Genomic DNA, 20,565 nt, shown 5'->3' with positions numbered 1-20,565 from the left:
ATACGGATTGGCAAAAACGATTGCCTCATTGTGTAATCTCCCCCCTAACTAGCTACATCCAAAACTAAAAAACTCCAATCACAATTATTGTTGTTGTCCTGTTGTAATATAGGAAACCCGGATATAATTTTACTTCCGTTTCTAAAATTAATTATTGTTTTACGATAATTAATTATTATATTTGTTGAATAATTTTTAAACTATAGTAAATGAAGCGCGTTAAGATCATAGCCAGAGCCCTGTATATTATCAGCAGGATACTGGCCTTAGGATATTCGATAACTACCTTATATGCGGCTTTCTGTATTGTTACGGGGATATGGACGAGTCCGTATGAAGAAAAGTTCCTGCACATTTTTTACCCGTTTACCACAAGACCGTTCCTTATTGCGGACAATAATGTTTCCTACTTAATCTTTTCGCTTTTGTTACCGCTGGGGCTGTACAGTGTTTTTTTCTGGTGGGTCTCCGGCGTATTCAAAGTTTTTTTTCAATCCAGATTGTTTACGGCTCAGAACATCGTTCATCTGAACCGGTTCTGCATATTCAATCTTATTGCTCCCGTACTGGCAACCATACTCAGCAGCTTTTTTGTTCCTATTGACGGAATTATCTGGGAATTGATTGTGGTTCATATTATCCTCGGGACTTTCACTTTTTTTTTTACGGCAATATTCAGACAGGGACTGGATTTGCAAAACGAACAGGACTTATTCATATAACCATGCCAATTATTGTAAATATAGATGTAATGCTGGCCAGGCGTAAAATGCAAAGCAAGGAATTGGCTGAGGAACTGGGAATTACCCCAGCCAATCTATCCATACTTAAAACCGGAAAAGCCAAAGGTGTACGCTTTGATACTTTGGAAGCGATATGCAGGGTTCTGGACTGCCAACCAGGCGATTTGCTGGAATACAGGGAGCAGGATAACTAGTTAATAAATTCACACACAATAATTTAATAATCAATGCAAAGACATTGCAGGATTTGTATTGTCTAAACCCGACCGCAATGAACACACTTTCCATCAATCAGCTTTCTCTTGTTTATAAGAACGACATTAGAGCCCTGGACAATATTTCTTTGCGTATTGATAATGGCATGTTCGGCTTGTTAGGACCGAACGGTGCAGGCAAATCGTCCCTGATGAAAACCATAGCAGGGCTTCAGAAACCTACAAAGGGGGATATAACCTTTAACGATACCAGCGTGGTAAAGCATCCCGCCTTTATCAAGAAACAACTGGGGTTTCTCCCGCAGGATTTCGGGGTGTATCCCAAAATTTCGGCATATGACCTGTTACAGCATCTGGCTGTCTTAAAGGGAATAATCCATCCGGATGAGCGTAAACGGCAAATACTCGCTTTGCTGGAAAAGGTAAACCTCGCTGCTTTTAAAGATAAAGAAGTACATACCTTTTCAGGAGGGATGAAACAACGGTTCGGCGTAGCACAAGCTTTATTGGGTAAACCGGCCGTTATTATCGTGGATGAACCCACTGCAGGCCTGGACCCCGAAGAGCGCAACCGTTTCAATACGTTGTTGAGCGAGATCAGTGAAGATGTTATCGTTATCCTCTCTACGCATCTGGTGGAAGATGTACGGAATCTCTGTTCACAAATGGCCGTCATCAATAAAGGCAAACTGGTCGCCACAGGAAAACCTTCGGAAATGGTTGTCGCTTTAAACGGCAAAATATGGAGTAAGCAGATAGACAAGAAATCATTGCCGGAATACGAAGGCACTTATCCCGTAATCTGTAAGCAGTTAATAGAGAAATCCCTTCACATTACAGTATTCGGAACAGAGCCTCCCGAAGGGTTTCTACCGGTTATCCCCACATTGGAACACGTTTATTTTCAAAAGCTTAAAAATATCGAGTAGTGATGAAATACCATGAGCATCCTGATAATTATCGGGATGGCCCGCGAAAAGCAAATAAAAATAAACATGAAACAGATTTTTTTCTTTGATCTACGGAGTTACTTCCATCGCTACATTACATACATCGTAGTGATTGCCTTGCTGTGTATGGGAATTTTTGCCGGCAGCCGGTTCAACCTCTCGGTAGGAGAAGAAGTATACCTGAATTCGCCTTACACCATTGGTTTTATGGTAGCCATGCTTAGCATTTCGGTGATTTTCATAGCCACCGTTCTCGCTCTTCAGTTATTGTTTAAAGAGGGGGATTCCCGTTTTGATGCCGTACTGTTCACCACACCCGTTAGCAGAAAAAGTTTTGTTTTGGGCCGGTTTTTTTCCTTTTTTACACTTACGTTCGGCTGTTTTGCATTACTGGTCCTCGGTTTTGCATCGGGACAAAATTTTCATGACGGTATGGAAATGCAAAGCCATACCCAAACCGGGTCTTACCTCTATCCGTTTGTGGTATTCGGGCTGGTCAATGCGTTGTTTACCTGTTCCGTGTTATATGCGGTTGCCTGGATCACACACCGGAAGCTGCCGGTCGTATCGGCAGGGTTAATGCTATACATTTTCTATTTGGTTATACTGCTTTTTTCCAATTCTCCCTTTATGGCAGGCAGCATGCCGCAATCGGTATTTGCACAACAGATATCTGCGCTTACAGATCCTTTCGGCCTGTCGGCTTATTTTTATGAAGCCCGGGATTTTACCGTTAGCCGGCGAAATACAAACCTTGTACCGTTAACCGGGTACTTTTTGATCAACAGGGTATTGTTTACAGGTGTTTCATTCTTGTTCATCATCATTGGCTGCAAGTATTTTTCGTTTTCGGCGAAAAGGAACGGGGCATTAAAACAGCGCCGTTTAAAAAGCGTTGAGAAGAACGGGGGAGCGGAAAATACTTCGTTTGTTGTTGCTTCACCTGCTTTCGGGACCCTTGCCCTGCTAAGATCGGCAGGATCATTTATGAAAAAAGACCTGACCTATCTTTTTAAAAGCATAACCCTGGTTGCAGTTTCCGTCCTGTTGCTTTTTTACGTGGGAATGGAAATCTATGCCGAAATAGAAGGAGGCATACGGCTACCCCAAAAATATGCCGGTTCGGGGCTGATGGTTTCTGTCATATCCGAAAATTTTCATTTTCTGGGATTATTGATCGTAGCATATTTCGTCAATGATCTGTTTTGGAGAAGTCGTATATCCGGTTTTTACGACATTGAAAACAGCACCTTTTTCGCCCGGACAAAACTGGCGGGACACTGGCTGTCCTGTAGTACATTGTTATTGTTCTTTTCCGTATTACTGCTGTTACAAGGGTTGATCTTTCAATATTCATACGGATATTTTCATATAGACGGACAGGCTTATACGGGTGTTTTTGTCTTTAATACCTTCCCTTTAATACTCTTTGCAGGAGCCGCTTTACTTATAAACGATCGTATCAGGAACAGGTACCTGGCCCTGGGCGTATCTTTGCTATTGATCCTACTCATTACCGGGCCCGTATCACAAAAACTGATTAGACAACCACTGCTGCGGTTTTTTGCAGGTCATACATTGCCTTACAGTGATTTCAACGGTTACGGAGTTTATTTATCTTCATTCTTACTGAGATTACTGTTCGGTTTGTGTGTCATCGGTTTGTTGTGGCTGATAAACAGCAGTATTAAATACCGGAAAATTAACATGCCGATCATCCTTTGCTGTGTTGTTCTGGCGGGTACGGCATTTTTTTCCGGTAAAAAGTTTACGGAAGGATATTTGCCCGTAAATAAAACAGATATGCTGCAAACAGCCGCCCGCTACGAACAGGAATACCGCAAATATCAATTCGTGCCACAGCCCGTTATTACGGATGTTAAAACCCGGATCGCACTATATCCGGACCAAAATGCGTACGCCGTCACCGGACAATATGTACTGAAAAACAAAACGGATGAGTCCATTCATAAAATACTGCTGAATTTTCATCCCGATTTAAAAGTTGAAAAAGCAGTTTTTCGTGCATCGGGCCGGGATAAGATAATCTCCGAAAAAATAACCGGACTTGTATTACAGGAACCATTGCTTCCCGGAGATTCGGCTACGCTGCATTTCGAACTGGCCTGTAAATGGTACCCGGTAAACGGGCATCGGTCATTTAATGCAATTATAGAGAACGGTTCGTTTATGCGTATCAGCCGGTATTATCCGCGAATAGGATATCAACCGGATCATGAAATAACGGATAAGAACGAACGCAAACGCTACGGCCTTGGTGAGGCTACGGCTGTTAAAAGGCTCAATGCCCCTAAAATTCACAACGATTTTATTCATCTGGACATGACCATTTCCACAACCGCAGACCAGGTTGCCGTCGGTACCGGAGAGTTGATAAGGGAATGGCAGGAGGACGATAGAAACCATTTTCACTACAAGACCAAAGAGGCCATTCCGTTTCGCTTTGCCGTATCTTCAGGCGTATACACCGGCAAAACGGTCGAATACGAGGGCATCCGTATCAGGGTGCTTTATCACCCCCGGCATTATGAAAATACAGCACATTTAATCGACAATATCAAGAATACGTTGGATTATTGCATTTCGAATTTTGGCGCGTTTCCGTTTCAGTCCGTAACCTTTGCCGAAGTATCTTCATTCACCAAAGGCTTTGCGGCAACAGCATATCCGGCAGTGATTTTTATGACAGAAGATATGGTTTTCCATGCAAACATTAAAGCCGACCGGCAACAGGATGTGATCAACGAATTGGCCGGGCACGAACTTTCGCACCTTTGGTGGGGCAATAACCGTATAGCGCCGGACGATCGCGAGGGCGCCCCGATGCTCACCGAAACCCTGGCGATGTACACCGAAATGATGCTGTACAAAAAAATGCACGGCAGGGAAAAAATGATGGAGCGTGTGAAGATGCACCGGCAGATCTACAATGCCGAAAAAGGTTTTGCTCCTCCTCAGCCTTTGTACAAGGTAACCGGGGAGAATATTCATATTTCCTATTCAAAAGGGGCCGTAGTTATGGTAGCGCTCAGTGAACTTATCGGGGAACATAATGTAAACAAAGCATTGAAAGAATTCCTTCGGAAACACTGTTATCCGCAAGAAGCACCGGTGTCTACCGATCTTATTAATGAGTTTTTAAAAGTAAGCGACAAGAAATATCACGGAAAGATTAAAACATTATTTGAGAAAAATAATTGATTTTTATATACATTTAACTTAAGTAATCTGACAAGACATGAAAAAATTATTTATCTGTGTTATGGCCTTGTTTTTCCTGTGGTCATGCGGGAACAAGGAAAACAAAAAAACTGCTGACAAACCTGTGGAGAATACGGAACCGGCCGTTACGGAAGTTCCGAATACGACAAATGAAGAAGAGACAACATCCGGGACTGAAGAAAACAGTAACAAATTTGACATTGCCAAAATTCCGGTTTCCGATGCCGATCTGGGAGATTTCCCTTTTTTTAGTTTTCCGGAGGGGCTTAAAGCTACCAACCGTCCCATCCAGAGGAAATACGATGTTTTATATTTTCCTGTAGATGGTATAATGACCCCTTTGGAGGGAAAAGTATGGAAAACCTATGTCTCCGCAGAGAGTGGGAATTACGACGACTGGTCCCTGGCGTATTTTTTCAAAAGTTATGATGATGCCATCACATCCGTAGGAGGCGTTAAGATCTTTGACGGGAAGATAACCAATGAAGAGTACGAGAGATATCATGATGATGCCCAGTATCTCGGAGAAGACGGTTCTATCGGTTATGTCGGCCAAAGGATAAAAGTATATGTTATCCGTCGCTCCGACGGAGGTGATATCTATATACAGCTGGCAGGTGATACGGCTTCTGGAAACCTGAATATTCTTCAAAAAGAAGCTTTTAAACAAACCATTTCCATCTTGAAGTCCGACAAGATCCGGAAAGAGCTCGAGGAAAAAGGGAAGGCCGTGTTATACATTAATTTCGACCTGGACAAAGCCACACTCAAACCCGATGGAAAAGAAGCCATTGCCGAGATAGCCAAGGCACTGAAAGCCAACGAGGATCTGAAGGTAGGTATCCATGGGTATACGGACAATTCCGGGAGAAACACCCATAATCAAAAACTCTCTGAAGACCGTGCACAATCCGTACTGACAGAACTGGTGGCATTGGGGATAGACAAAACACGACTGTCCGCAAAGGGTTTCGGTTCTGAAAATCCTGTGGCGGATAACGGTACGGAAGAGGGCAAGGCCAGGAATCGCAGGGTGGAATTGATAAAGCAATAACGGCTTTATGAATTTCAAACGGAAGTATATATAAATTTAAAAATCAAACTGACCAGATGAACAGAGTAATTATTTTTTTCCTGGCTTTCGTGTGCATGGCCTCCTGTAAAAAAGAACAAACACAAAACGGGCAAATGAGTTCCCTTCTTTTTTCGGAGGAACATGCAACAAAAACCGCAGGGATAAAAGAACGTTTTACCGAAGGGAAGATAGACGTAGAAATCTACTTTCCGGGAAATCGTTTAAGTGAAATATTGAAAAAAGTAGACCCCTCCAAGGGAGATACCCAACAACAAATGGAAGAATTTGTTAAAGAAATATCACCGGAAGAAAGGGAAAAAATTAGCAGGATTACACAGGGTAATCCTGTACTGGCCTTACAGATCATGTTTGCCCCGATGCTGAAAAATGAGATTTTCGTAAAGGAAAACCGGGTTACGGCCAAATGTGACGGCATGATGTATCATTTGGAAAACACTTTAAACGCTGATACCGAAACAGGAATGATCTTTGTTCGGTCTCAATCTGATCAAAAAAAGCAGGTTACGTTCAAGTACGACAAAGATTTCTTCAAAGAAAATCAGTTTCAGACAAAAATAGACCTGCAAGCCTATGACAGAAAACCTACCGGGGAAACCGCGCTCATAGCCGGTTATCCATGCCGCAAAGCGCTGTATACTTTAAAAGGCGGTAACAATGCTGTGAGGATAGGTAAACTGGAGGTATGGACGTCAGAATATGTGCCTAAATCACTCAATTTCATACACCCCTATTATTTGGAGGAGGCACACGGTATCATGAAAATAGCCATCTATCAGGGTACGGAATCGGAGGTCCCCATGATTTATGAGTTCAAAAAACTTACGCCGTCAACCGTCAGCAATTCGGATATGGAGATACGGAAAAGCGAGCCTGTATACGAATCCTCAGACATGATGGAGATTGGCAGTAAACTTATGGGCATTATGTTTGGGGGATAAGCGGTTAATGTACCTGATATTGCATTTTTCAGGTCATTCGGAGATAAGATAGGGATGTAGAATATAATTCCTGCTTAAAATTCATATTTTAGCAGTTATGAAGATCGCAGTTACTTTTTTGGCATTTCTTACGCTATCACTGTCGGCTATACCCTGTTGTGTGCTGACGGAGGATTGCAGGGAAGAGACGTATCATGTATGTGATGATGCCCCGGAAAAAAGTGATCACGATCCCTGTGCCGCCTGTTCGCCGTTTTTTACCTGTGGCAGTTGCTCCGGTTTTGTTGTTCCGTTACAGAAATATTCATGTCTTTTTGTGGAAAAGGGCAGAACAGGGCTTATCTTATTTACCCCGAATCTAATATCTCATGTTTTTTATACGTCTTTACTGAAGCCTCCCCGTGTGTAGTGTGTTTTTCAAACTCTCGTATGAGAGATGTTATCATACTATTCACAAACCTTTAATTATTTCCTATCGTGAAACATTTTATCACCGGGGTTATGCTGCTGTTTTCCTGTATGACCTGCGCACAGCATGTCTTTGAAGCAACCGTTAAAGACGAAGTATCCGATGCCCCCCTGTTCGGCGTTTCCGTATATATTGCCGAACTCGAAAAAGGAGCAGCCACCAATGCAGAAGGATATGCCGTCATAGAAGGTATTCCGGACGGCACCTATACCATACGCATACAATACATCGGATACGAGGCCCTGGAGTTCGAACAGACTTTTCCCCCGGAAGAAGGTCGGCAGCATGTTACCTATTACCTTCACCAGGCGCATGAGGAGATGGAAGAGGTGGTCATTACCTCTACCCGGAGCAGCAGGACCATAGAAGATATCCCCACCAGGGTAGAGTTTATAGCCGGCGAAGAACTGGCAGAAAAAGGGAATATGAAACCCGGCGACATCCGTATGCTGCTCAACGAAAGTACGGGGATACAAACACAGCAAACCTCCGCTACGAGTTATAATTCCAGTATTCGCATTCAGGGACTGGACGGAAAATATACCCAGCTCCTGAGAGACGGGCTTCCTTTGTACTCCGGGTATTCCGGCGGACTGAGTCTCATGCAGATAGCCCCTCTGGACCTGAAACAGGTAGAAGTTATTAAAGGGGCATCATCTACTTTATACGGAGGAGGGGCCATTGCCGGCCTGGTCAATCTCATTTCCAAAACACCGGAAGAAGAACGGGAACTGAGTTTCATGATCAACGGTACTTCGGCATTGGGTTTGGATGCCAGCGGTTTTTATTCGGAAGAATACGGGAAGGTCGGGACTACGGTTTTTGCGTCTTATAACAAAGGGACCGCTTATGATCCGGCCGATATAGGGCTTACCGCTATCCCGGAATTTGAGCGCTTTACGGTCAATCCGAAACTGTTTCTGTACCTCAGTGAAAAAACCGAGATAAACGCGGGCTTTAATTATGTTACCGAAAACCGGCTCGGTGGAAATATGGATTATATAAAAAATGACAGCGATACCGGCTATTACGAAAAAAATAATACCGACCGGTTCTCTACCCAGTTCGACGGCACCTATAAGCTGTCGGAGCACACCCGGATACAACTGAAAAACAGTGTCAGTATTTTTGAACGCAGTATCGCCATACCCGGTTATACCTTCGCTGGAAACCAGGTTTCTTCTTTTTCAGAAGCTAATATTTCCACGATCGGCGAAAAAATGGAATGGATTGCCGGGCTTAACTTATGGACAGAAAATTTTAGCCAGTCCGAAGGAAGTCCCGGTCAGGACCTGGGTTTTTCCAACAGTACAATCGGGGCATTTGTACAGAATACCTGGAATATGGCCGAAAAGTGGACACTGGAAACCGGCCTGCGGGGAGATTATCAAAGCGATTACGGTTTTTACGCACTGCCACGTTTTTCCCTGATGTTTGAACCGAATGACCGGCTCACATTTCGTACGGGAGGAGGAATGGGTTATAAGACTCCCACCATATTTACCGAAGACGTAGAACGCCTTCAGTTCCGGAATGTGCTGCCCTTGTCCGTAGATGACAGCAAGGCAGAACGTTCCGTAGGGATCAACCTGGACGTGAATTACAAGTGGCCGGTTACCGGATCGCTATCGCTGTCTACCAATGCCCTGTTATTCTATACACGGATCAATGACCCGTTACTGCTTACGGCGACCCCCGGTTCCTACTACGAATTTATACAACCCGACGGCTATATAGATACACAGGGAGTCGAAGCCAATATGAAATGGAGCTATCACGATTTCAAACTCTTTATCGGCTACACTTTTGCAGATGTAAAACAGCACTACCGGGAAGGAACTACCGAATATTCCCTGGTGGCCACGCACCGGCTGAACAATGTTCTGATGTATGAAAAACACGAGAACTTCTGGATAGGACTGGAAGCCTATTATTTCAGTCCGCAGAAATTAAATGACGGTGCTACCGGGAAATCCTACTGGATTATGGGGATCATGTCCGAAAAGAAACTGGGAGAACATTTTTCCCTGTTCCTGAATTTCGAAAACATGCTCGACACCCGCCAGACCCGGTTTGATACCATTTATACAGGGAATATCGACAACCCGCAGTTCCGGGACATCTATGCCCCGGTTGACGGTTTTGTCATCAATGGCGGGTTCAAACTCATGTTCTGAAAACCCGGTTTAACATTCATCGCCTCCGATATTTTCGGGGGCTTTTTTGTATTGTGAGGGTTTTTAATCATAAGATGAAAAAGACCTAACCCTCATTTAACATTGCTGCAATAATTTGCACGGTTAAACTAATCTATTATTCGGTTTGCATATTACAAAAAGAATTTTCCTTTTATTATTGCTCCCATTTTTCTGTTCCGGCCAGGGGACGAGTGAAAAATACGGAAATGATACGCTTCAGGATTCGTTGTTTTATACCTGTAAAACCGAACTCAGGGAAGCCATTAAGGAAGGCATGCCCGGTATTGCTGCCCGAAAGCATATGCAACTCGGGGATTTTTACCGGAAAAACGAGGTTTTTACAGAAGCTATCGGCCAGTACAACAAGGCTATGGAAATGCTCGCCGGGGCCCCTGAAGACAGTATTAACAGTATACTTAACCGCAAAATAGGAGAAATATACCTGACACTCAAGATCTTTTCCAAAGCAAGACAGTATTTCGACACAAGCAAAGCTATTGCTTTGGCCGGCAAGTATAAGCGCGGACAGGCCAAAGCGGAAGGCCTTTTGGGGACCTGTTCCGAAAAGGAAGGAAATTACCTCCGGGCCCTGGAACACCAACAGAAAAGCCTGGAACTTTTCAGACAAATCAATGATCAGCGGGGTATAGCCTTTGTTAACGAAAATATTGGAAGTATCTATGAGGATCTGAAACAATACGATATTGCTCATAAACACTTCAGCAGGGCCCTCGCTTATTTCGAAGGCAGGAATGATGAGGCACAGATAAGTGTATTAAATAATATGGGAGATATGTTTCGTAAAACCGGCAATTATACCGAAGCTCTCGAATATACCTCACAAGCCCTTCAACTGGCGATGGAGAACAACAACCTGCACCAGCAGAAAAGTGCCCATCAGGACCTTTCGGAAGTATATGCCGAAATAAAGGATTATCAAAAGGCCTATGAACATCTTACGGTTTATGAAGCGATGTACAAAGAAATGAGCAGGAACCGTGACATCAATAATTTCAACACCTTGCAGACAGCCTATGAAATTAACCAGAAAGAAGCACAGATAGAATTGCTCAGACACCAGAACGAGGCCATTACGGCCAACCGCAACCTGATCCTGGTAACCACCCTTGCCCTGTTGCTGTTGAGCGGGCTACTGTATATATACTTTTTGCGCAAGCGCAAGGAGAAAGTAAAATTGCAGCAATATAAACAGCGTTTGTTGCAGGCCGAACTGGAAAAGCGGGAGATAGAAGAAAAAAAATTGCAGGATGAAATAAGCCTCAAAACCGCTTCCCTGTCCAGGTATAGCCTCAACATGGCGCAAAAAAACAAGTTGATTGCCGATATGGCATCGACGCTCAAAAATATCGCCTCCCGGAAACAGATGGATGTCCATACCAAGATAAGGTCCCTGGCCCGGGAACTGGATGCCAACCTGCAGATGGAAGAAGAATGGGACGAATTCATGGGTTTTTTTAAAGACATTCATCCCCGGTTCTTTAAAAAACTGTCGGCCCTTACCACAGAAAAACTCTCATCGGCAGAATTGCGCCTGGCTATGCTGCTTCGTCTTAACCTGTCATCTAAGGAAATAGCTCCCATACTTCGGGTTACACCGGACAGCGTAAGAGTGGCAAGATACCGGTTGAGGAAAAAAATACCCATTCCCGCCAAACAGGAACTCGTCAGTTTTTTAATGGAATTGTAGAGATACCACCTCACAAAAAGCCCCTCTCTTTAGTAAATGTTACCTCCGTGTAAACAAACCGTGAATGTTGCCTTGAAGTTTCCCCGGTGTACCATTGTTGTTTACTATTTGTTGCTTTTAATATTCACTTACAAGACATTGATAAACATACTTTTGGATCGAATTCTAAACCTAAAGAAATGAAGCCGGAAATTTACCTGAATTTATTTTTTGTAACACTCCTTGTTGCCATTTTCCCGTCACAGGCACAGGCACAACAGACGGGAAATATACGAGGAGTTATCACCGACGATACCGGGTTGTATGTACCCGGTGCCACGGTTTTGATCGAAGACCTGAACAAAGGTACCGTAACCAATTTTGACGGGGAATTTACTTTTGTCGATGTTAAACCGGGTATTCATACCGTTTCGGTACGTTACCTGGGTTATGCCACGCTCACCCGGGAAGTGGATGTCACAGCCGGGAATACCGTCACCCTGGAGATATCGCTGACCTCGCAAAACACCGAACTCACTGAAGTGGTACTTACCGGGTATGGTTTCGGAAACCAGGTCAAGGCCCTGAACACACAGAAGAACAAACAAAACATCACCAACATCGTATCGGCCGACCAGGTGGGCAAATTTCCCGATGCCAATATCGGCGATGCCATGAAGCGCATCCCCGGGATTACCATGCAGGTGGACCAGGGAGAGGCCAGGAACATAGTAGTACGCGGTCTGGCACCACAACTCAACTCGGTAACCCTGAACGGTAGCCGTATTCCCTCCGCCGAAGGCGATAACCGTAACGTGCAGATGGATCTGATCCCTTCGGATATGATACAGACCATTGAAGTGAACAAAGCCGTCACTCCCGATATGGACGCCGATGCCCTGGGAGGGTCTGTTAACCTGATAACCCGTTCGGCGCCCAGTGACTTCAGGCTGTCGGCAACTGTCGGTTCCGGGGTAAATTTTATTACCGATAAGCGTATTTTAAGCGGCTCCTTTCTTGTAGGCGACCGGAGCAAAAACAAGAAATTCGGATGGATGATTGCAGCCTCTGTGAACGACAACGACTATGGCTCGGACAACGTAGAAGCCGAATGGAGCAACGAATTCGAATACAATGCCCATGACGACGAAGACAATCTGGAAAAGGCAGAAGTAAATCCTTATGTCTCCCAGGTAGAAATAAGAAAATACCTGGTACAGCGTATCCGAAGGAGTTTTTCCGCCAATATGGAATATGCCTTTGATCCCGGTAATACGATATACTTTAAAGGCATGTACAACTGGCGCGACGATAAAGAGAACCGTTATGCCACAGCCACCGAGATTATAGATGGTGAAGACATCTTCCCTGGCGATTTTACCATAGAAAATGGCGACCTCACCAGTTTCCCGGTAGAAGCTGAAAAATCGCTTAAAGGAGGAGTGAACAGCAAGCGGGGAGAAGGCCGCCGTCTGGAAGAACAACGCATGCAAAACTATACGTTGGGCGGAGAGCACCTCTTCGGAAGCCTGAAAATGGACTGGATGGGAGCTTATGCCCTGGCCCGGGAAAAAAAGCCGCAGGAACGCGCATACAGCTTTGAGTCGGACGATGCGTATAGGGCAAACAGCTTCAATACCCGCAAGCCCTATCACGGGATATTGACAACGCTCTCTCCTGAAAATTATGAATTCGACGAGTTTGAAGAAACCAATTCCTTTACCGAAGAAGAAGATGTAAATGCCTTTGTCAATGTAGAATTGCCGGCAGATTTCTTCGGTTATGGAAGCGGAATCGTAAAATTCGGAGCCCGCGGCAGGTTTAAGAACAAAACGAGAAATAACGATGAGGCCGTTTACATACCCTTATCGGGCATAGAAACAATGGCCGACACGGATGTGATAACCTACAATGATAACTTCCTCGCCGGGAAAAAATATATACCGGGCTTCTTCACCTCTGCTGCATATGTAGGCGCACTGGATTTTTCAAATGAAAATGAGTTTGATCGCGAAGAGAACGAAGAGATATTGGCTGAAAATTACGACATTAAAGAAAATGTGATTGCCGGTTACATCATGGCCAACCAGAAACTAAGCGATAAATTGAGTATCCTTGCCGGGGTTCGCGTAGAAAACACTTCCGTAAAAAGTATTGGCAACGAAGTGATTTTTGACGACGAAGGGGATTTTACAGGCAGCTATGAGCTAAAGGACAAAAGTTCCTACACTAATATTTTACCGGGGGTGCATTTTAAATACAACCCTGCCGGTAACACCGTCCTGCGTCTGGCATGGACCAACACCCTTTCACGTCCGAATTACATTGACCTGGTACCTTATCGCCAGGTTGTACAGGAAGACGAGAGGATCTTTATCGGAAATTCAGAACTGGATCCTACCACCTCCATGAACTTCGACTTTATGGCTGAGCATTACTTCCAATCGGTCGGGATTATCTCCGGAGGGATGTTCTATAAAAGCCTGAAGGATTTTATTTATGTGTTTGTTACCGAAGATGCGGCCACCGGCTATGATCTGTTCCAGCCGCTTAACGGCGATAATGCCAGAATTGCCGGTGCGGAAGTGGCTTTCCAGAGACGGCTGGACTTCCTGCCCGGATTTGCCAGAAACCTCGGGATTTATCTCAATTATACGTATGTGAATGCCAAAGCCAACGGCATTACCAACGAAGACGGTGACGAACGCGGCGATCTGGACCTGCCCGGTGCCGCTCCGCATATGTTCAACGGGTCCCTCTCGTATTCGGGCGATAAGTTTTCGGCGAGGATATCGGCAAACTTCTCCGATGCGTATTTAAATGAACTCGGTGGTGAAACCTTCGAAGATCGCTATTACGACCAGCAGTTCTTCCTCGATTTTAACACTTCGTTCGCCATCAACAAAAACCTGAGGATATTTGCCGACCTGAACAATATTACCAATCAGCCTCTGCGCTTCTACCAGGGGAACAGGAACCGGACCATGCAAATGGAATACTACGGGAGAAGACTTACATTTGGCGTGAAATACGACCTGTTTTAACAAAGAATATACCATAATGATAAAGAACATACACGTGAAGAAATTGATATACCTCATCTGTGCATTGGGAATACTGTCCTGCAAAGAACAATTACCTGTGATAAAGCCTACCCTTATTACTGACAAAACACCCAACGACACGGACGATCCCGCCATTTGGGTAAACCGGGAAAACCCGGAAGAAAGTATCGTTTTCGGTACGGATAAAGGGGAGCAGGACCAACCGGACAGCGGTATTTACGCCTTTGACCTGGACGGGAAACTTATCCCGGAAAAGAGTATCACCGGGCTTATCCGTACCAACAATGCCGATGTGGAATACGACTTCAAACTCAATGACTCTGTCCATACCGATATCCTGGCATTTACCGAACGCGGACGCCGGCAGATCCGGGTTTTCTCCGTTCCGGATATGAAACCCCTGGATAACGGGGGGTTTAAAGTATTTGAAGATGCGGATGACAGTAATCCGGAATTCCGGCAACCTATGGGGATTTCCATATACAGAAATCCGGAAACCGGGAGGGTTTATGTTATTGTAGGGAGGAAAAACGGCCCTGCCGAAGACTACTTGTACCAGTATGAGTTAATTTCGGACCCGACCGGGGTGCGGACCGATCTGGTTAGAAAATTCGGCAGGTTCAGCGGGAAAAAAGAGATCGAGGCCATTGCGGTAGACGATGCCCTGGGGTATATCTATTATTGTGATGAGCAGGAAGGAATACGAAAATATTATGCCGACCCTTCAAAAGGAAACGAAGAACTGGCATTTTTCGGTGGGGAGTATTTTACGGACGACAATGAAGGAATTGCCATTGCAGCCTATCCTGATGGAGAAGGTTACATTATCGTGTCTGACCAGGGAGCCCATGCCTTTAACTTTTTCCGGCGAAGTGATAATACCTTTGTAAAAGCCCTGAACCTGGGCACTCTGAGTACCGATGGCTGTGAAATAACAATGGAATCACTCGGAAGTAAATTTCCCAATGGTCTGTTTGTTTCCATGAATGACGAGAGAGATTTTTTCTATCATGCCGTTGATTCCCTGAAACTGGATAAATAACAGCTACGCTGTCTATACGGTATTTGCTGAGAAAAAGCCTCCGGTGTATCGGGGGCTTTTTGAATATTCGTAATTTTAATCCCAGGTGCGAAAGAAGAGAAAATCAAAGAAAAAAACAACAGCTTATGCAAAATATCAAAGGAGTTATTTTTGACCTGGACGGAACTATAGCAAATACATTGCCCATGTGTATCGCCGCATTCCGGAAATCCATTGAACCCCTTACGGGCAAAGCGGTTTCTGACGAAGAGATCGTTGCTACCTTCGGTCCCTCCGAAGAAGGTACTATTATGGCCCTGGCCCCGGATTACTACGATGAAGGGGTGGCGGCCTATTTGAGATACTACGAAGAACTTCACCATATGTGCTCTCAGCCTTTTGAAGGTATTGTCAGGCTGCTGGAAACTTTGAAAGATAATGGGGTAAGATTGGCGATGGTCACCGGTAAAGGGAAAAACAGTGCGGATATCTCTATGGATAAGTTTGGCATTACCTCTTATTTTGAAAAGATAGAGACCGGGCATCCCGGCGGACCGAGAAAGGTGGAAGGTATCCGCGCCTGCATGGATTTTTTCGGCGACCTGGATAAAAGCGAAGTAGTATACATAGGTGACGCTCCGAGTGACATAGAGTCGTGCCGGGTGGCGGGGGTGCCAATCGTAGCGGCAGCCTGGGCAGAGACGGCAGAGCCGGAAAAACTGGAAGCCCTCCAACCTGATGTTTTGTTCTATGACGTTGAAAATTTTTCGGCCTGGTTGCAATCCAGAATATAACGGGATATCACCGGACGTGGAAAATTAAAACCGTCAAAATAGGATATCAACTATTTGCCTATGATCTCTTTACGGTGTTTTGTTCCCCATTGGTACAGGGCATCCAAAACAATTTGTATCGACTTTCCATGTGCTGTTATGGCATATTCTACCGTAGGGGGAAAAGTACTTTGAACATTTCTCGTAATAAGTTTGTTGGCTTCCAGTAGCTTTAATTCTTTGGAAAGGGTCTTATCCGTAATACCGTAAATTTCCCGCGAAAGTTCCTTGAACCGTTTTTTTCTTTCGGACAGGGAGAGCAATATCAAAAGTTTCCAACGACCTTCGAGAGCATCGAGAGCATCTTTAATGGCCAGTACATTTTCCGGGCATCCTTCTCGGTTTAACATTCGGATGTTGTTTTAAAATATTTACAATCAAATTACTGTCTTTTGGGATAGTGCTATCCGTACGGATAGTGCTTTACACCGGATAGTAAATATATATAGTTTTGTGTCATTATCAAAAAATTACTTAAATGGCACAAAAGAAAAGTTCGCTGAAGCTATTGAATGTATTGCTCTGGGTAGCCCAATTATTGCTTGCCGTTTCGTTGATCTGGGCCGCTGCAATGAAGTTGTTTCAACCTGCCGGTACTTTGGCCCGGATGTGGCCATGGACAGCAGATTATCCATTCCTGGTAATGCTTACGGGGATAGTAGATCTTACAGGAGGAATAGGCCTGGTTTTACCGGCCTGGCGGCGGATAAGCCCGAAACTGACGGTCTTCGCGGCCATAGGCACATTGACCCTGATGATTACAGCTATTGTTTTTCATATTTCCAGGAATGAGGCCTCGCAGACAGGAATAAATATCTTTTTTGCTGCCCTGGCAATATTTATTGTCTGGGGAAGAACGGTGAAGGTGCCCGTCCGGAACCGATAAGGAAATCACGAACAGCAAAATCCTCCTTCTTTTGATCGTGGTTCGGGGAAATCAACTTCCTCAGGGCAGGCCTGTGAGCATAAACCGGAAATCCCGGAACAATATTTTCAACACTTGCGTCGGAGCATTTAATCCTGATAATTACCGGGATACTTAGAGAGTAAAATAATTATTCATATATTTACATAACCAATTATGTAATTAATTATATGTATGAATTTGTTCGCTAAAACGGGAAAAATGGCACTGGGTAGCCGCTTGAGGTTATTAACCGCAAAAGTGACCGACGATGCCGCCAAAATTTATGAATTATACCAGGTAGGCCTGGTACCCAAATGGTTCCCGGTCTTCTTTGTACTTTCCGAAGAAGGAGAAAAAACGATTACCGAAATAGCCGGGGCTATCGGACATTCGCAACCCTCCGTAAGCAAGATCGTGCGGGAAATGACTGCTGCCGGGCTGGTACGGGAAAACCTGGACACGGGGGACAGGAGGCGAAATGTAGTAGCGCTTACACCGGAAGGACAGAAAATTACCTCCAAAATAAAAGAACAATATGCCGATGTGGATGCCGCAGTAGAGGCAATGATAGCTACTGCAAGACATAATCTCTGGGAAGCCATAGAAGAATGGGAATATCTGCTGGACCGGAAATCCCTTCTCCAAAGGGTGGAAGAACAGAGAAAGATCCGGGAAAGCAAAAAAGTGCGGATCGAGGAGTATAAACCGGAATATCAATCTGCCTTCAGAGCGCTCAATGAAGCGTGGATCTCCACATATTTTGAAATGGAGGAAGCGGATTACAAGGCGCTGGAGGATCCGCAGGGATATATACTGGACAAAGGCGGGAAAATCTTTGTTGCGCTATATGATGATGAACCCGTAGGCGTATGTGCTCTGATTAAAATGGATGATCCCTTCTATGATTATGAACTGGCAAAAATGGCAGTGTCTTCAAAGGCCCGGGGGAAAAATATCGGTTTTCTGCTGGGGAAGGCCGTTATACAGGCAGCGGAACAACTCGGGGGGAAAAATATCTACCTGGAGAGCAATACCATCCTAAAACCGGCTATAGGACTCTACCGTAAGCTCGGTTTCCGGAAAGTAGCCGGGCACTTTACACCGTATAAACGCTGTAATATTCAAATGGCGATGGATCTGGAGGCCGCGAGGGATAAATCAGGTTTATAGCCCGGCACCCTGCAGGCCGCAATCCCGGGATCCTTCTGTTTCCGGACCTCCATCTTGTCACTTAAGGATGAGGACATTTCGAAAAAACTGCCGAAATATGCCGGGAAGCCATTTCAATCCGGCTCTTTTTTGAGTAGTGTTATTTGAAATTCGTAATTTTGTGAAATGAATAATGCAGAATCCATAGAAGATTTTTACGAGTGTAAACTACAATGGCTACCTGATAACCTCCGGAATGAGATCGGGCATTTTAACGTATTCGGGCTGGAACCTTTTGTCGGAGAAAAGGCAAAACCCGTGCCTTACAGCAGGAGAGACTATTTTAAAATAAGCCTGATAAAAGGTAACAGTATAATACATTATGCCGATAAGACGGTAGAGATCAAAAAACAGGCCTTGTTATTTGCAAATCCGCAGGTGCCGTATAACTGGGAAGGGGTAGACAGGATCCAGGGCGGGTATTTCTGTGTTTTTACCGAAGCCTTTTTTCACCGCTTCGGAAGACTGAACGAATATACCGTTTTTCAACCGGAAGGAACACCTGTTTTTGAGCTTACGGACGCACAAACCGCTGATATCGGCCGGATATTCGAACGAATGTTCGAGGAACTGAGATCTGATTATGTACATAAATATGATGTGCTTCGCAACCTGGTTTTTGAAATACTGCATTCCGCGATGAAAATGCAGCCTGTTACAGGAATGGACCAGCGCGAAATAAATGCTTCGCGGAGAATATCGCTGTTGTTCCTCGAATTGCTGGAAAGGCAGTTTCCCATTGAAGATGCCCGCCAGCGTCTGGTTTCACGTTCGGCCTCCGATTTTGCCGATCAGCTTTCGGTACATGTCAACCATCTGAACCGTGCCCTGAAGGAGACAATGCATAAAACCACCACACAGATCATTTCGGAACGCATTCTTCAGGAATCCAAAATATTACTTAAACACAGCCCCTGGAATGTATCGGAAATAGCCTACGCTCTCGGATTTACCGAAGTTACCCATTTCAACAACTTTTTTAAAAAACATACCCGGCTGAGTCCTACGAAATTCCGGAATGTTTGAATTTCGTAAGTTATTGTTTGTTTGCCGTTAGTCTGCGCTTATGGGACAATCTACCTTTGTATCGTAAAATCAAAAAACATAAGATTATGGATACAACAAGTGTATGGTTGGTTACCGGGGCTTCCAGAGGATTGGGACTTTCCATGGTAAAAAAACTTTTGGACGAGGGTTATCGTGTAGCGGCTACATCACGTACTGTCGCTGCATTGGAACATGAAATCGGACAGGTATCGGAGGAATTTCTTCCCCTGGAAATGGATGTAACGGATGATATGAATGTTAAGGAGGTCATTGCAAAATGCGTTTCACATTTCGGTAGACTGGATGTGGTAGTCAATAACGCGGGCTTCGGTCTTGTCGGTTCTCTCGAAGAACTTTCGGATGCGGAAATGCGCAATAATTTTGATGTCAATGTTTTCGGGTCCCTTAACGTTATCCGAAATGCCATGTCATATTTGCGCAAACAGAGGTCCGGACATATATTCAATATTGCTTCCGTAGGCGGGTATACCGGAGGGTTCCCCGGATTTGGTATCTATTGTTCCACAAAGTTTGCCGTAGCCGGATTCACGGAGGCCTTGGCAGAAGAAGTCAAGGAGTTTGGTGTTAACGCTACTGTAGTATATCCCGGGTATTTCCGTACGGATTTTCTTTCCGGAGGATCCATTAAAACTGCGGCTTCACCGATTGCGGAGTATACGGATGTGAGAGCCGTGGAGCAGGCACACCTCCGGGATATCAACGGGAATCAGCCGAACGATCCGGAAAGGGCTGCCGAAATTTTGATAGAGGTCAGCAAACTTCCGCAACCGCCGGTTCATTTGTTCCTCGGGAAGGATGCATATGCACTTGCCAAAGAAAAGATTTCTCTTATACAGGACACTATGAAGGCCTATGAAGAACTGGGAACTTCAACGGAAATTGTGGAAGTGTAAAACGATCAGAACAAAAGTCATTTACAGTAA

16 protein-coding genes are annotated in these 20,565 nt (G+C 44.7%); 15 read left to right on the top strand and 1 reads right to left on the bottom strand.

What is annotated here, in order from left to right; all coding sequences use genetic code 11:
- The first annotated feature begins 209 nt into the window (after positions 1-209).
- The 11 genes from ED312_RS19635 (at position 210) to ED312_RS19585 (ending at position 16,419) form a co-directional block, all read left to right on the top strand.
- On the top strand, positions 210-722 hold the full coding sequence (locus ED312_RS19635) for a DUF2975 domain-containing protein (protein ID WP_123217733.1): 513 nt from the start codon (positions 210-212) through the stop codon (positions 720-722).
- A gap of 2 nt (positions 723-724) precedes the next feature.
- Positions 725-937 carry a helix-turn-helix domain-containing protein gene (locus ED312_RS19630; protein ID WP_123217732.1) on the top strand — a complete coding sequence of 71 codons (213 nt, stop codon included), beginning with the start codon at positions 725-727 and terminating at the stop codon, positions 935-937.
- Between the two features lie 77 nt (positions 938-1,014).
- On the top strand, positions 1,015-1,887 hold the full coding sequence (locus tag ED312_RS19625) for an ABC transporter ATP-binding protein (RefSeq protein ID WP_123217731.1): 873 nt from the start codon (positions 1,015-1,017) through the stop codon (positions 1,885-1,887).
- 66 nt (positions 1,888-1,953) lie between these two features.
- Positions 1,954-5,130 carry an ABC transporter permease/M1 family aminopeptidase gene (locus ED312_RS19620; RefSeq protein ID WP_123217740.1) on the top strand — a complete coding sequence of 1,059 codons (3,177 nt, stop codon included), beginning with the start codon at positions 1,954-1,956 and terminating at the stop codon, positions 5,128-5,130.
- 37 nt (positions 5,131-5,167) lie between these two features.
- Positions 5,168-6,205, top strand: coding sequence for an OmpA family protein (locus ED312_RS19615; RefSeq protein WP_240643153.1), 1,038 nt, complete (start codon positions 5,168-5,170; stop codon positions 6,203-6,205).
- A 56-nt stretch (positions 6,206-6,261) separates the two neighbouring features.
- Positions 6,262-7,185 (top strand): hypothetical protein, encoded by a 924-nt coding sequence (locus ED312_RS19610; protein WP_123217729.1) that lies wholly within the window; start codon positions 6,262-6,264, stop codon positions 7,183-7,185.
- 477 nt (positions 7,186-7,662) lie between these two features.
- Positions 7,663-9,831, top strand: coding sequence for a TonB-dependent receptor (locus ED312_RS19605; protein WP_317125695.1), 2,169 nt, complete (start codon positions 7,663-7,665; stop codon positions 9,829-9,831).
- A 178-nt stretch (positions 9,832-10,009) separates the two neighbouring features.
- Positions 10,010-11,560: a tetratricopeptide repeat protein gene (locus ED312_RS19600; protein WP_123217727.1), complete on the top strand. Its 1,551-nt coding sequence runs from the start codon at positions 10,010-10,012 to the stop codon at positions 11,558-11,560.
- Between the two features lie 179 nt (positions 11,561-11,739).
- Positions 11,740-14,583 carry a TonB-dependent receptor gene (locus ED312_RS19595; protein ID WP_123217726.1) on the top strand — a complete coding sequence of 948 codons (2,844 nt, stop codon included), beginning with the start codon at positions 11,740-11,742 and terminating at the stop codon, positions 14,581-14,583.
- A 34-nt stretch (positions 14,584-14,617) separates the two neighbouring features.
- Complete coding sequence (locus tag ED312_RS19590) at positions 14,618-15,646, top strand: phytase (protein WP_240643152.1); 1,029 nt, start codon at positions 14,618-14,620, stop codon at positions 15,644-15,646.
- Between the two features lie 125 nt (positions 15,647-15,771).
- On the top strand, positions 15,772-16,419 hold the full coding sequence (locus ED312_RS19585; protein WP_123217739.1) for an HAD family hydrolase: 648 nt from the start codon (positions 15,772-15,774) through the stop codon (positions 16,417-16,419).
- A 50-nt stretch (positions 16,420-16,469) separates the two neighbouring features.
- Here ED312_RS19585 and ED312_RS19580 read toward each other — a convergent pair whose 3' ends face one another.
- Positions 16,470-16,808 carry a winged helix-turn-helix transcriptional regulator gene (locus ED312_RS19580; RefSeq protein ID WP_123217724.1) on the bottom strand — a complete coding sequence of 113 codons (339 nt, stop codon included), beginning with the start codon at positions 16,806-16,808 and terminating at the stop codon, positions 16,470-16,472.
- Between the two features lie 128 nt (positions 16,809-16,936).
- Between ED312_RS19580 and ED312_RS19575 the strand changes: the two genes are divergently transcribed.
- The 4 genes from ED312_RS19575 (at position 16,937) to ED312_RS19560 (ending at position 20,535) form a co-directional block, all read left to right on the top strand.
- The gene (locus ED312_RS19575; RefSeq protein ID WP_123217723.1) at positions 16,937-17,344 is read left to right on the top strand and encodes a DoxX family protein; all 408 of its coding nucleotides are present in this window, start codon (positions 16,937-16,939) and stop codon (positions 17,342-17,344) included.
- A 213-nt stretch (positions 17,345-17,557) separates the two neighbouring features.
- Positions 17,558-18,535, top strand: coding sequence for a bifunctional helix-turn-helix transcriptional regulator/GNAT family N-acetyltransferase (locus tag ED312_RS19570; protein WP_123217722.1), 978 nt, complete (start codon positions 17,558-17,560; stop codon positions 18,533-18,535).
- 165 nt (positions 18,536-18,700) lie between these two features.
- Entirely contained in the window at positions 18,701-19,600 is a 900-nt protein-coding gene (locus ED312_RS19565; RefSeq protein ID WP_123217721.1) for a helix-turn-helix domain-containing protein, read from the top strand.
- A gap of 86 nt (positions 19,601-19,686) precedes the next feature.
- Positions 19,687-20,535 carry an SDR family NAD(P)-dependent oxidoreductase gene (locus ED312_RS19560; RefSeq protein ID WP_123217720.1) on the top strand — a complete coding sequence of 283 codons (849 nt, stop codon included), beginning with the start codon at positions 19,687-19,689 and terminating at the stop codon, positions 20,533-20,535.
- Positions 20,536-20,565 lie beyond the last annotated feature (30 nt).

Source organism: Sinomicrobium pectinilyticum (genome assembly GCF_003725735.1).
GTDB classification, from domain to species: Bacteria; Bacteroidota; Bacteroidia; order Flavobacteriales; family Flavobacteriaceae; genus Sinomicrobium; species Sinomicrobium pectinilyticum.
The sequence above is the reverse complement of the archived record's forward strand: the minus strand, read 5'-3'. Positions and strand labels throughout refer to the sequence as shown.

Excerpts from the sequence above, each read along its gene's own strand:
- ED312_RS19635 (WP_123217733.1), top strand. The coding sequence starts at position 210 with ATGAAGCGCGTTAAGATCATAGCCAGAGCCCTGTATATTATCAGCAGG.
- ED312_RS19630 (WP_123217732.1), top strand. The coding sequence starts at position 725 with ATGCCAATTATTGTAAATATAGATGTAATGCTGGCCAGGCGTAAAATG.
- ED312_RS19625 (WP_123217731.1), top strand. The coding sequence starts at position 1,015 with ATGAACACACTTTCCATCAATCAGCTTTCTCTTGTTTATAAGAACGAC.
- ED312_RS19620 (WP_123217740.1), top strand. The coding sequence starts at position 1,954 with ATGAAACAGATTTTTTTCTTTGATCTACGGAGTTACTTCCATCGCTAC.
- ED312_RS19615 (WP_240643153.1), top strand. The coding sequence starts at position 5,168 with ATGAAAAAATTATTTATCTGTGTTATGGCCTTGTTTTTCCTGTGGTCA.
- ED312_RS19610 (WP_123217729.1), top strand. The coding sequence starts at position 6,262 with ATGAACAGAGTAATTATTTTTTTCCTGGCTTTCGTGTGCATGGCCTCC.
- ED312_RS19595 (WP_123217726.1), top strand. The coding sequence starts at position 11,740 with ATGAAGCCGGAAATTTACCTGAATTTATTTTTTGTAACACTCCTTGTT.
- ED312_RS19585 (WP_123217739.1), top strand. The coding sequence starts at position 15,772 with ATGCAAAATATCAAAGGAGTTATTTTTGACCTGGACGGAACTATAGCA.
- ED312_RS19580 (WP_123217724.1), bottom strand. The coding sequence starts at position 16,808 with ATGTTAAACCGAGAAGGATGCCCGGAAAATGTACTGGCCATTAAAGAT.
- ED312_RS19575 (WP_123217723.1), top strand. The coding sequence starts at position 16,937 with ATGGCACAAAAGAAAAGTTCGCTGAAGCTATTGAATGTATTGCTCTGG.
- ED312_RS19570 (WP_123217722.1), top strand. The coding sequence starts at position 17,558 with ATGAATTTGTTCGCTAAAACGGGAAAAATGGCACTGGGTAGCCGCTTG.
- ED312_RS19565 (WP_123217721.1), top strand. The coding sequence starts at position 18,701 with ATGAATAATGCAGAATCCATAGAAGATTTTTACGAGTGTAAACTACAA.
- ED312_RS19560 (WP_123217720.1), top strand. The coding sequence starts at position 19,687 with ATGGATACAACAAGTGTATGGTTGGTTACCGGGGCTTCCAGAGGATTG.